Genomic DNA, 11,860 nt, shown 5'->3' with positions numbered 1-11,860 from the left:
CGACCGTATTGCCGTAGAAAGCACGGCACTCCTTGGCTTGCTCCGGGCATTCTCATTGTCAATAGTAATTCCTTGACGACTCAACAGCGATGAGGTAATCGTTCCAATGGCCGATCTGAAAAGTGCTCAAACCGTATATCAAGCGTTCATCGGACAGCAAGATAGGCTTCTGAAGCTGACAGGCCCGCTTGGTGACGAGACATTTCTTCCCCAACGTGTAATCGCTCATGAGCGGCTGGGCAGGGGTTACGAGTATACGATCGATGTCATATCGGTACGCAGTGATGTCGAACTGAAAAAGCTGGTTGCGCAGCCAGTAACGCTCTGGGTTAAACAGGCCAATAGGAGCTACTTGCCGATCAACGGCTACGTGCATACGGCGAAGCGGTTAGGAAGCGATGGCGGGTTGACGTTCTGCCAAATAGCGTTTGCGCCATGGCTGTATTTTCTAAAGTTCCGCAAGGACGCGCGAGTTTGGCAAGACAAGAAAGCGGACGACATTCTTGCCGAGGTGTTTTCTGCACACCCGCAGGCGCGCGGGAATTTTCGCTTTGATCTTACCGAGCCGGTTTCACGACGTTCCTATTGCACCCAATACGAAACTGACTGGAACTTCGTTCATCGGTTGATGGAAGACGAAGGCTGGTATAGCTACCACGAGCAAAATGCCGATGGTACAGCCCACGTGCTCGTCGTTACGGATGCGACACATCATCTCAGACCGGTCGTGCCTCAGCAAATTCATTTTCATCGCGGAAGCACCGAGGATGAGCTACATAGCATTGTGCATTGGAGCGCAAACCGTACGTTGAAGTCGAGCCAGCTCACTCTCAGAACTAACGATTACAAGGCTCCTGCCTATCAAAAACAGAGTAACACGGCCGTACTCGCGGAGCACGGGAGACTCCCAAGCCAACTGGAGATCTATGAATATACCGGCGCTTATACATATTCAAGACAAGAACAGGGGGACAAACAGTCGCGTATCCGCGTGGAAGAATGGGAGTCCAGCATAAAGCGTTTCTATGGAGTCTCCGGGGTACGCTCTCTGCCCGTCGGGAGATGGTTCACGTTGGAAGGTCATCCTGCACATCAGGTCGAGACAGAAGAAGGCCGTCGGTTCATGGTCGTCGCTGTTGAGTGGAGTATTGAAAACAACCTATCGCTGGCGAATAGTGCCAGAGAGTTTCCAGGGAGCCTCGTGGCGCAAACCGAAGCGTTTAAATCTGGAATTGGGCGTGATATCGGGCTCGGGCAGCCGGGCAGTGGAGAATCGACCAGGAATGGTAGCAATGGCCACTGCTTCAACAGGTTTGAAGTACAGCGACGCATCGTTCCGTTCCGCAGCCCGCTTATACACATCAAGCCTGAGCTACATCCGCAGACTGCCATCGTTGTCGGCCCCCCCGGTGAAGAGGTTCACACCGATTATCTCAACCGCGTCAAGGTCCAGTTTCGTTGGGATCGACAAAATCCTGGTGATGAACGGGCTTCCTGCTGGGTGCGCGTCAGTTACCCAAACGCAGGTCAGGGATGGGGGGGCATCAGCGTGCCCCGCGTTGGTCAGGAAGTCATCGTTACCTTCTTGGGCGGTGATCCTGACCGTCCCGTTGTCACCAGCCGGCTCTATAACCAGGATCAGACGCCGCAATGGCATACCAACGGCAGGCTTTCAGGCTATAAGTCAAAGGAATTTAATGGCAACGGGTTCAATCAACTTGTTCTTGACGACACGACTAATCAAAATAGGGTCCAGCTCTACACTACGAGTGCTCATGCGCAGCTAAACCTCGGTTATCTAATCACGCAACAGGGCAATGAGCGGACCCGTTTTTTCGGAACCGGATTTGCGTTGAGTACCGATGAATTTGGCGCAATTGTCACGAACAAGGGACTATATATCAGTGCCTATGGGCGTCCAGGAGCGCAAGGTACGCAGCTCGACGCAACGGAAGCCTCTAGCCAACTGAAAGCGGGCGCATCGCTAGTTAAGGACCTTTCTGAAACTGCATCCAAAGCTGGAGCCGAGGCCCTCGCCGGTCAGGAGGTACTCGGACAGTTTATCGATGCGACACAGGACCGCTATGAAGGTCCAGGACAGAGGGATGCTAAGCGCTTCAAAGAACCCATCATATTGGTCGCGTCGCCGTCCGGCATCGGGCTGACGAGCGCAAAAGGCGCGCATGTCAATGCAAGCGATCAGGTAACGCTGTCTTCCGGAAAGGACACCAATATCGCGGCCGGAAAAAGCTTGCTTGTCAGCGTCGCTGAAAAGATCAGTCTGTTTGCTTCGAATGCTGGAATCAAACTCTTCTCGGGGAAGGGGAAAGTCGAGGTGCAAGCGCAAGCTAATGACCTCGACCTTATCGCGGAAAAAGTGGTGCGCTTGCTTTCGACAACTTCCCGTATCGAAATTCACGCAAAAGAGGAAGTGGTCATCTCGGCAGGCGGCTCTTTTATAAAAATCAACGCCTCGGGCATTACCAACGGCACGTCTGGCAGGTGGATTTCACAAGCGTCAGCACACAGCTTCGAACGACCGACCACGAATTCGTACGTCATGCCGCATTTGCTCAAGGCCGATCCGCAAAAGACGGATCTTGAGTTTCGTCATGTAACCAACTGGGGGCTGCCACTAGCCGGGGCTGTCTACAAGGCGACGTTAAGCGATGGCAGCGTTCGCAAAGGAACACTCGACGCCCAAGGCATTGCCCGGATCAGCGACGTGTCAGCGGGTACCACTGCAAAGATCGAGTATGACTACAAGCCATTGCAGGTGAGGGCAAATGTAGCGTCGGAATTACACGAAGATATCCATCAATTGCTGAATTGGACTCCAGGCAGCAAAGTCCGTGAAGGTGATGCATGAGCCAAAGTCCTTCGTCAACCGATCAACATACCATACTCGCGGATGCGTGGGGACATGTCGTTGGCGGAATGGAATGGCTCCAGTCTGTGCTCTTCGGAGAGTTCGCCGACCATCGACCGCTGTCCGCCGTGGTTGCCGACATGCTGGTCAGCTTTATTCCAGGTGTGGTTATTGTCACGAGCGCGCGCGACGCCGTAGCCGTGGTCTTGCGTCTGGCCATCCACCCGGAGAAGCGCGACGAACTTATGGAGTGGGCACTCCTGTGCGCATGCCTGATCGTCATTGCCCTGCCAATCGCGATGGCTGCTGGCAGTGCCGTCGCGCTCGGGGTAGGTGCCATCGTCGGTGGAATCGCCGGCTCGGAGCTCGGCGCCGCGCTACGCGCAGTCATGCTTTTGCTGATCAAAGAGACGTCTAAACTCGCAGAACTCTTGCACTTCCTGCAAAAATTCATGGAGGGCGACATCCTGAAGTTTTTGCGCGCAATTCGGTTCGCGAAATACGAAAAGGCCCTGATTCAGGCCGTAAGCAAAATTATCGGGAAACTCATAGAGGTTGTAAGGACGCTACGTGTTCATCTGGAGACTCTGCCGTCCTTCGAAACAGTCAAGGCCACTATTGCCAAATTGGCAGAGTGGGAGGAGAAGTTCTATAGTGTCCAGCGTGACGCGCTCAGGCAAGTGCCAAAGGCATTGGCAGAGCTCGATAGAAGGCTCGCGAATGTGCTGGCGCAGAGCACGCCGAAAGAAGTGCATACGACGGTTGCCGGTGTGCGGACAGAAAACACCGTTGCGGCACCGCCGATGAAACAGCGAGTTAGAGATACCTCGGGAAAGGTGTTGGAGAAGGGAGACGCGACAATACCCGAACCCAATAGTGAAGCAACGTCTCATGCCAGTGTTAAGCGTATAGCCAAGACAGAGCCAGACTCGAGCGCTCCACTCAAAAACAATCCTGAGCCAATTAAATCCCCTGATGAATCGCCAAATACTAAGAAGCAGGCGGTGGCCGATGCTGCCATCGCCGCAGAACGTGAGCGAATTACGCAGTTGTCGAAGGAAGGCAAAATTGATGAGGCACGTGCAATTCTGCAGCCTCATGTTGAAGCGGCAAAGAATGCAAAGACAGTGCCAGAGAAGGAAGCTGCAATGAAGACTATAATTGCAAGGTTGGACGTAACGTCCGATAAGGAGAAAATGTTTTGGTCCGGCAATAAGAATTTGGCGGGAAAAATAGCGACTGAAAAAGGAAAAATTATCCTCGAGCAAACTCCAGGTGGCAAAGTGATTGATGGTTGGGAGGACTTGAATAAAACATTTTCATGGGATGCAAAGGACATGGGGCCCCATGGTTGGAATTTGTGGGGTGACGTGTCTACTGAGTATGCCAAACATGCAACCGGGGATATCGAGATCATCCAAGATATTGAGAAGTTCCCGGCTGGTGGTCCCACTTGGAGGACAAGGGAGTGGACGACGATAGTAGATGAGGGTAAGGTTACATCGATGAAGATTTATGGGATGGACAAGTTGGGCAATATCCTTAAGAGCACGACAATGGAGCCAGATGGTGCTATTGCTAAAAATTTATTTGGGGAGGGGCGATGACGCTGGCGTTCGAAAAATTTATGAGGCAATATGAATCGACAGGGCCGGAAAAAGCCGACGGCTATAGTCAGGATGTATTCTTGGGCCTGGATGAGAATGAGAAAAAAAAGGCATTTGAACTGTTGGTAACGGAGCTCCCGTGGGGGATCGAGTGGTTGTTTTTTCTTGAGCCCCAAAAAGCGCTAGCAGTTGCGAAGGATAGAGAAGCCAAATTGCGGGGGAAGCCTTATGCTGATACTTATATGTTGCAACAGCAAATCGTAAAATATTCTGGAGATTTGCGTTACCAACAGCATATGATTGATGATTATCCTGGATACTCGGAAAATGTCAGGCCGCTTGTGGTGGACGCTATACATAGCACGCCACAAAACGAAAATACAATGGCTTTTTTTAAAAGCGTTATTCTGACAGAAGTCAGCGGGAGTGCGGTCGCCAGGGCAAGTCGGCACTTGTTGGACGCGTTAAGAGTCCCTCAAGTGACCCCAGCTGAGAAGGAGAATTACAGGGCGCTGGTGGCTGAATTGCGTAGCGACGACACTCAAAGGAAGTTGAGGACTATTGCTAAACTCGAGAGAAAGTACGTGACTTAGCAACTGACGGTAAATCACTGACTCGAAAATGCGAATTCTGACGGATAGTGATGGTAGCCGTCGAAATCGGATTTCCCGACCGGCACGCCGGCCTGGCGCGCGATCGCATAGACCATCGAGTAATGAAAGAAGAAGTTGGGCACCGCATACATCTGGTAATACTCCGTCGCGGGCAACGATAGCTCGGCGAAGCCCGCAGTCGTATCGACCGTCAAGCCATCCATCCCGTCGAATGCCGCATCCGGGATCGCCGCCAGGTACGCCATCGTCCTTTCGAGCTCGCCGAAGACGCTGGGAAATGTCAACGCGTCGGCGCGGAACGAGACGATCTCGCGTCCCGCCAGCGGACAGGTGGCGCGCAAGGTGAACCCGATCGCGACCCGGGCCTGCTGCAGCAGCGGGAACATGTCCGGGTGCAGGCGGCGGTCCGCAACGGTCCCGTCGAACGCCTCGACCTGCTTCAGGAGGGCGTCCAGTCGACCCAGGTAATGCAGGAAAAGCCGGGCCGGCGTGACCGTCATACGACCGCCTCCCGCACGCGCCGGAGATCGTCGCGCGGCGGCCGTCCGAACATGCGGCTGTACTCGCGCGTAAACTGCGACGGGCTTTCGTAGCCGACCTGGTACGCGACGGCCGCCACGTCGCAGCTGGCGGCCGCGAGGCGGGCGCGCGCCTCGTGCAGGCGGATCTGCTTCTGGTATTGCAGGGGGCTCAGCGACGTGAAGTCCTTGAAGTGGCGGAACAGCGACGACGCGCTCATGCCGCTCACCGCCTCCAGCTGCTGCGTCGAGACGGGTTCCGCGTAATGCTGCTGCAGCCAGCGGATCGCGCGGCCGATGCGGGAGGCGCGGCTGTCGGCCAGCCCCACCTCGCGCAGCATCGGGCCGTGCGGGCCGGACAGCAGGCGCCACAGGATCTCCTTTTCCAGCAGCGGCCGCAGGATGCGCGCGTCGTCCGGGTGGTCGAGCAGGGTCACCAGGCGCCCGACGGCATCCAGCAGCTGGCTGGACGCCGCATGCACGGCCATGGGCGCGGCGGCCGGCGGCGCCTCGGCTTCCGCTTCGACGATCAGGCCCGCGATCTCGGCCGGGCGCAGCGTGAGCGCGACGCCGAGATACGGTTCGGCCTCGCTGGCATGGGTCACCTGGCCCGTCGACGGCATCGTCAGCGACACGATCACGCAGTCGCCGGGACCATACTCGTAGGTGCGCCCGCCGATCGTCGAGCGCTTGCGGCCCTGCAGGATCAGCGCGAACATCGGCTCTTCGATGCCGCTCATCGGCATGGTCGGCGCCGTGACCGAACGCACCCGCAGCCCGGGCACGATGCAGTCCGGGCCCGTGCCGGCATGGCGCATGGCGAGGTGGCGAAGGTCGTGGAGAGTCATCATGATGTCGTTCGTTCGTAAAGGACGCGCATGTCATTACGGGACACTGATCGTAACATGATCGACGCTACCATGACACATATGCATATCTACGGCTGGCCGGCCGGGACACCGCCGGCGAGGCGGCGCCACCACGGCCGCCGCGCCGGCCGCTCGTACGCCTGGCCGGCGGGCACCGTGAGCGCGACGACCGTCCCGCGTTCGGCGCCCGGTCCGATGTCGAGCCGCGCGCCGATCGCCGCCGCGCGCTCGCGCATGCCCGCGAGGCCCCAGTGGCCGGGCCGGGCGGCCTCGCGGATGCCGCGGCCGTCGTCGCGCACCCGCAGTTCGAACGCCTGCTCGCCGTAGGCCACCTCCAGCACGACCTCGCTCGCCCGCGCGTGCCGGAACGCGTTCTGCAGCGCTTCGCGGGCGATGAAGCACGTCTCCTGGGCCACGTCGCGGCACAGCGCGCGCCGCTGGCCCTCTACGCGCACGTCGAAGCGCACGCCGAACTGCTCGCCGAGGATGTGGCCCAGCGGGACGACGGCGCCGACGAGGTCCTCGGCCGGCGCCGCCGCGCCGCGCAGCGCCGTCAGCTCGTCGCGGCCTTCGCGCAGCGCGTTGCGCGCCTGTTCGAGCGTGCGGTCGATCAGCGGGCGGTCGGGGCAGTCCTGCGGCAGCCGGTCGCGCGCGTGCTCGAACAGCATCAACAGGGCCTGCACGGATTGCATCAGCGTGTCGTGCAAGGTGCGCGCGATGCGTTCGCGTTCGCCCGCGCGCTCCTGCAGCAGGCGGCGCAGCTGCAGCGTCACCCGGCGCAGGCGCAAACGGTACAGCAGCCATGCCGCCAGCGCGAGGAGGGCGGCGCACAGCGCCTTGAACGGCGCGCCCTGCACGAACGTGGGCGCGATCGTGACGTCGAGCGCGGCCCCCGTCGGGTTCCACACGCCGTCCTCGTTGGCGGCGCTGACGGCGAAGCGGTAGCGGCCAGGACCCAGGCGCGTGTAATAGGCCGTGCGGCGCGGGCCGGCGTCGCGCCAGTCGTCGTCGACGCCTTCCAGTTTGTAGCGGAAGCGGACCCGCTCCGGCATCGTGAAGCTGGGGGCCGTGTAGGCGATCTGCAGGTCCCGCGTGCCGGCCGGCAGGATCAAGCCGCCCGTTGCATCGAGCGTGCGCCCGCCGGCGGTCACGCTCGTGATGTGCACGGGCGGCGCCAGCCGGTTGCGGGGCAGGCGGGCCGGGTCGATCCAGGCGGCGCCGTCGGTGCCGTACAGCCACAGGCGGCCGTCGGGCGTCTCCATCAGGCTCGGTTGCCCCGAGCGGAACTGCGCGATGCCTGGATAGCCGTCGGTCGCGTCGAACAGGTCGTAGGCGGCGATGGTGCCGGCCGGCGCCTTCAGGAACGCGCGCCACTGCGCGGCCGGGATGCGCACGAGGCCGCGGCTGCCGTTCAGCCACAGGTCGCCGTCGGCGCGCAGCAGCATGCCGGTGATGCCGGCCAGGGCCTGCGGGTCGGCCAGCCGTACCGGGACGAAGCGGCCGCGGGACAGCATCGACAGACCCTTGTCGCCGGCCGCGAGCACGACGCCGCCCGCGTCGGCCACGCTGCCGATCACGCCGACGTCGAGCCCGTCCGCGGCACCGTAGCGCCGCGCCTTCCCGTCGCGCAGGGCGCATACCGTGCTGTCGCGGTAGCCGAACCACAACGTGCCGTCGGCGCCGCGCGCCATGCTGATCGCCTGTGTGTCCGGCAGGCCGGCCTCGTGCGCGGGATGCCAGCGGCCGCCTGCCCAGCGGTACGTGCGGTTGTAGGAAAAGCCGGCCCACAGTCCGGATCCATCGTCCAGCATCGTGCGCACGCCGGCGTCCATCGCTTCCAGGGGGACGTCGCGCGGGAGCAGGATGCGCGTGACGGCGCCGGCCTTGCGCCGTTCGATGACGCCGGGCCGTGCCACCAGCAGGGCGCCGTCCGCGGCCGTGGCGAGCGCCCGCACGTCCCGCTCGGGCTGTTCGGCGAGGCCGGCCGCGTCGTACGTCCACAGCCGCAACCGGCGGATGCTCTCCGCGCCCGTCCACACGCGGCCCGCGTCGTCGAGCGCCATCGTCACGTTCGAGTAGCCGGGCGGCAGGTCGAGCGACACGACCCGGTTGCGCCGGAACCGCTCGACGCCGCCGCGCGTGCCGAGCCAGATATTCCCTTCGCGATCCTCGAACATGACCATCGGTGCGCCGGTGACGAGGCCCGACGGCGCGCGCTCGCGGGGATCGATGCGCTGGCGCCACGTGTCGACGCGCGCCAGCGCCGCCGGACCCAGGCGGCACAGGCCGTCGCAGCCGGCATGCCACAGGTTGCCGTCGCGGTCGAAGATGGCGTCGAACGAGTACGACGTCATCCACCAGTCGCGTGGCCGCGGCGGCGTGGCGAGGCGCTCCGGCAGGCGCGTCATGCGGTCCAGGTACCACAGCCACAGGCGCCCGTCGCGGTCGGCGATGACGTTGAAGTGCTGGCCCGCGAGGCCCGTGGCGACGAACCGGTCGACGCCGGGATCGCGGTAGTACAGGGCGTTCTCGGTGTTCACCCACAGCCGGCCGGACGGGTCGCGGCGCACGCCTTCGGACGTGCCCGCGAGGCCCCAGTCCGCGCCGATCTTGCGCCAGCGCGCGCCTTCGAGCATGAACAGGCCCTTGCCGGTCGCGGCCCAGGTGCGCCCACGCTCGTCCGCCACGACGGAATACACGATGGAGGGCTCGAGGCCGTCCGCCTCGGCATAATGGCGCAGGCGGCCGCCGCGATACACCGACAGGCCGTTGAAGCGGTACCCGATCCACAGCGACCCGTCGGGAAACGCGCGCACCGTCGCGATCACGTTGGACAGCAGCGGCACGCCGCCGAGCGACCGGATGTGCTCGAAGCGCACGCCGTCGAAGCGGTACAGGCCGGACGGCGTGGCGAACCACATGAAACCGTCCCGGTCCTGCGTCATCTCCCACACGTCGCCCGGCATGCCGTCCTTGCTCGTCCACGCGTCGTGGTGCAGCTGGGCGATGGACAGCGTGGGGTCGAGCGCGTGCGCGCTGCCGGACAAGAGCGCGAGGAGGAAGACGATGGCGGAACGGAACATTGACCGGATTGTAAAGCACGCCGTGCCTGCGCGCCTATACGAACGGATACTGGCAATGCGGGAGGGGCGGGACTACCATGGCCTGGCCAGTGCACCACCGACCATCTTTTCATCCCTCCCAGAGGATCATCCCATGAGCAATCCAAAACTCGAAGTGCTGACGCCGCAGAACAGCCAGATCATCTTCATCGATCACCAGCCGCAGATGGCTTTCGGCGTCCAGTCCATCGACCGCCAGGTCCTGAAGAACAACGCCGTCGGCCTCGCCAAGGCCGCCCGCACGTTCAACATCCCGACGACGATCACCACCGTCGAGACGCAAGGCTTCTCGGGCTACACCTACCCGGAACTGCTGGACGTGTTCCCGAACCAGCCCATCCTCGAGCGCACCTCGATGAACTCGTGGGACGACCAGAAAGTGCGCGACGCGCTGGCCGCCAACGGCCGCAAGAAGGTCGTCGTCGCCGGCCTGTGGACGGAAGTCTGCAACACCACCTTCGCCCTGTGCGCGATGCTGGAAGGCGGCTACGAGATCTACATGGTCGCCGACGCCTCGGGCGGCACGACCAGGGAAGCCCACGACTACGCCATGCAGCGCATGATCCAGGCCGGCGTCGTGCCGGTGACCTGGCAGCAGGTGCTGCTGGAGTGGCAGCGCGACTGGGCGCACAAGGACACCTATGACGCCGTGACCGGCATCGCCAAGGAGCATTCGGGCGCGTACGGCATGGGCATCGACTACGCGTACACGATGGTGCACAAGGCACCGCAACGCGGCACCACCAGCCACGAAACGCTGGCGCCGGTACCGGCACGCTGATTTTTCGCGCGCGCCGGCCATCCCGGTGCGCGCGTCCGCGGCCCCGCGCCTATCCGCGCCGGGGCCGCTCCCGCCATTCATCCACAGGGGGATGTATGAAGTTCTACCTGGTTTCCTTGGCAGTCGGCCTGCTGGTCGGCTGCATTTACGCATTGCTGCAGGTCCGTTCGCCCGCGCCGCCGGCGATCGCGCTGATCGGCCTGTTCGGCATGCTGGTGGGCGAGCAGGCCGTGCCCATCGCCAAGCGCCTGATCTCCGGCGAGCCCGTCACCATTTCCTGGTTCCGCAGCGAGTGCGTGAGCCGCATCAGCGGCGTGACGCCGCCGCCCGCACCGGCGGACAACAAGGCCGGCCATGATCGCGCAGCCTGACGGCAGCCAGACGGTGCTCGTGGTGGACGACGACGACACCGTCCGCGCCGGCATGCTCGGCCTGCTGCGCGCGGCCGGCTACGCGGCCCAGGGCTATCCGAGCGCCGCTGCCGCGCTGGACGCCTGCGACCCCGTGCGCGCCCACTGCGCCGTGCTCGACATCCACATCGGCGAGCCGGACGGCTTCGCGCTGCGCGAAAGCCTGCGCGCGCTGGCCCCGAGCCTGCCCGTCATCTTCATCACGGGCGACGACGATCCCGCGCTCGTGCGCCGCGCGAGCGTGGTCGGCGCGCTGACGCTGCTGCTCAAGCCGGTCGACGCCGACTGCCTGCTGGCGCTGATCGATTCGATCCCGATGCCGCCGGACGCCGTCCGGTGATGACCGCCCCTCCGCGCAACCCGGTGTTTTCGGCTATGCTTGCGTCTGCGACGGACGAGGAGGCAGGCATGGGCGAGCGGCTGGTGATCGTGGTGGACGACGATGCGAACGTGCGTTCCGGCCTCGAACACCTGCTCGAGGCGGAGGGGTACGACGTGCGCGCGTTCGCCGACGCCGCCGACTTCCTCGTGCAGCCGGCGCCGCCCGTGCCGGCCTGCCTGATCCTCGACATGCAGATGCCGCAGCTGGACGGCATGAGCGTGCTGCAGCACATGGCCGAGCGCCACCTGGCGCTGCCCGTCATCTTCCTCACCGGCCATGGCACCATCCCGCTGTCCGTGGCGGCGATGAAGGCCGGTGCCAACGAATTCCTCACGAAGCCCGTCGATCCGGACGCGCTGCTGGCCGCCGTCGGCGAGGCGCTGGCCAGCGATGCGAGCCGCATCGCGCAGCGCCGCGAAGCGGACGAGCTGGCGCGCCGCCACGCCCAGCTCACGCCGCGCGAGCGCGAGGTGTTCGGCCTCGCGATCGGCGGATTGTTGAACAAGCAGATCGCCGACGAGATGGGCATCAGCGAGATCATGGCCAAGGTCCACAAGCGCAACCTGATGCAGAAGATGCAGACGCGCACCCTGGCCGAACTGGTGCGCATGGCGGAGAAGCTCGGCATCGCGAGCGTGCGCAGCCGCTGATCCGCAGCGGGCGCGTGGGCACAGGGTGCCCACCCTAC

10 protein-coding genes are annotated in these 11,860 nt (G+C 62.7%); 7 read left to right on the top strand and 3 right to left on the bottom strand.

Going from position 1 to position 11,860, the window contains the following annotated elements:
* Positions 1–106 precede the first annotated feature (106 nt).
* Genes ACL58G_RS23660 through ACL58G_RS23650 form a run of 3 tightly spaced genes read left to right on the top strand, consistent with a single transcriptional unit; the run spans position 107 to position 5,069 of the window.
* Positions 107–2,869, top strand: coding sequence for a type VI secretion system Vgr family protein (locus ACL58G_RS23660; RefSeq protein WP_440963369.1), 2,763 nt, complete (start codon positions 107–109; stop codon positions 2,867–2,869).
* On the top strand, positions 2,866–4,476 hold the full coding sequence (locus ACL58G_RS23655) for a hypothetical protein (RefSeq protein ID WP_413388129.1): 1,611 nt from the start codon (positions 2,866–2,868) through the stop codon (positions 4,474–4,476). Before ACL58G_RS23660 ends, ACL58G_RS23655 begins: the two co-directional genes overlap by 4 nt.
* Positions 4,473–5,069, top strand: a complete 597-nt coding sequence (locus ACL58G_RS23650; RefSeq protein WP_413388130.1) for a hypothetical protein — start codon at positions 4,473–4,475, stop codon at positions 5,067–5,069. Before ACL58G_RS23655 ends, ACL58G_RS23650 begins: the two co-directional genes overlap by 4 nt.
* 14 nt (positions 5,070–5,083) lie before the next feature.
* Here ACL58G_RS23650 and ACL58G_RS23645 read toward each other — a convergent pair whose 3' ends face one another.
* The 3 genes from ACL58G_RS23645 to ACL58G_RS23635 all read right to left on the bottom strand — a co-directional run bounded on the left by ACL58G_RS23645 (position 5,084) and on the right by ACL58G_RS23635 (position 9,560).
* The gene (locus ACL58G_RS23645; protein WP_413388131.1) at positions 5,084–5,590 is read right to left on the bottom strand and encodes a DUF1993 domain-containing protein; all 507 of its coding nucleotides are present in this window, start codon (positions 5,588–5,590) and stop codon (positions 5,084–5,086) included.
* Complete coding sequence (locus tag ACL58G_RS23640; RefSeq protein WP_413388132.1) at positions 5,587–6,459, bottom strand: AraC family transcriptional regulator; 873 nt, start codon at positions 6,457–6,459, stop codon at positions 5,587–5,589. Before ACL58G_RS23640 ends, ACL58G_RS23645 begins: the two co-directional genes overlap by 4 nt.
* Before the next feature lie 86 nt (positions 6,460–6,545).
* Complete coding sequence (locus tag ACL58G_RS23635) at positions 6,546–9,560, bottom strand: triple tyrosine motif-containing protein (protein WP_440963368.1); 3,015 nt, start codon at positions 9,558–9,560, stop codon at positions 6,546–6,548.
* Positions 9,561–9,693: 133 nt separating this feature from the next.
* On the opposite strand from ACL58G_RS23635, the gene ACL58G_RS23630 reads away from it, so the two are divergent.
* From ACL58G_RS23630 to ACL58G_RS23615, 4 genes are all read left to right on the top strand, one after another.
* Positions 9,694–10,380: a hydrolase gene (locus ACL58G_RS23630; protein WP_440963367.1), complete on the top strand. Its 687-nt coding sequence runs from the start codon at positions 9,694–9,696 to the stop codon at positions 10,378–10,380.
* A 95-nt stretch (positions 10,381–10,475) separates the two neighbouring features.
* Positions 10,476–10,751 carry a XapX domain-containing protein gene (locus ACL58G_RS23625; protein ID WP_440963366.1) on the top strand — a complete coding sequence of 92 codons (276 nt, stop codon included), beginning with the start codon at positions 10,476–10,478 and terminating at the stop codon, positions 10,749–10,751.
* A complete protein-coding gene (locus ACL58G_RS23620; protein ID WP_413388135.1) occupies positions 10,735–11,130 on the top strand; it encodes a response regulator in 396 nt (131 codons plus the stop codon). Before ACL58G_RS23625 ends, ACL58G_RS23620 begins: the two co-directional genes overlap by 17 nt.
* 68 nt (positions 11,131–11,198) lie before the next feature.
* Complete coding sequence (locus ACL58G_RS23615) at positions 11,199–11,822, top strand: response regulator transcription factor (RefSeq protein ID WP_413388136.1); 624 nt, start codon at positions 11,199–11,201, stop codon at positions 11,820–11,822.
* The last annotated feature ends 38 nt before the right edge of the window (positions 11,823–11,860 follow it).

The sequence above is a fragment of the Massilia sp. GER05 genome (assembly GCF_052056005.1).
GTDB lineage: Bacteria > Pseudomonadota > Gammaproteobacteria > Burkholderiales > Burkholderiaceae_D > Telluria > Telluria orientalis.
This window is presented reverse-complemented; position numbering and strand designations above follow the sequence as displayed.

Bases quoted from the DNA above. Each gene is read 5' to 3' on its own strand.
- ACL58G_RS23660 (WP_440963369.1), top strand. From the start codon at position 107: ATGGCCGATCTGAAAAGTGCTCAAACCGTATATCAAGCGTTCATCGGA.
- ACL58G_RS23655 (WP_413388129.1), top strand. From the start codon at position 2,866: ATGAGCCAAAGTCCTTCGTCAACCGATCAACATACCATACTCGCGGAT.
- ACL58G_RS23650 (WP_413388130.1), top strand. From the start codon at position 4,473: ATGACGCTGGCGTTCGAAAAATTTATGAGGCAATATGAATCGACAGGG.
- ACL58G_RS23645 (WP_413388131.1), bottom strand. From the start codon at position 5,590: ATGACGGTCACGCCGGCCCGGCTTTTCCTGCATTACCTGGGTCGACTG.
- ACL58G_RS23640 (WP_413388132.1), bottom strand. From the start codon at position 6,459: ATGATGACTCTCCACGACCTTCGCCACCTCGCCATGCGCCATGCCGGC.
- ACL58G_RS23635 (WP_440963368.1), bottom strand. From the start codon at position 9,560: ATGTTCCGTTCCGCCATCGTCTTCCTCCTCGCGCTCTTGTCCGGCAGC.
- ACL58G_RS23630 (WP_440963367.1), top strand. From the start codon at position 9,694: ATGAGCAATCCAAAACTCGAAGTGCTGACGCCGCAGAACAGCCAGATC.
- ACL58G_RS23625 (WP_440963366.1), top strand. From the start codon at position 10,476: ATGAAGTTCTACCTGGTTTCCTTGGCAGTCGGCCTGCTGGTCGGCTGC.
- ACL58G_RS23620 (WP_413388135.1), top strand. From the start codon at position 10,735: ATGATCGCGCAGCCTGACGGCAGCCAGACGGTGCTCGTGGTGGACGAC.
- ACL58G_RS23615 (WP_413388136.1), top strand. From the start codon at position 11,199: ATGGGCGAGCGGCTGGTGATCGTGGTGGACGACGATGCGAACGTGCGT.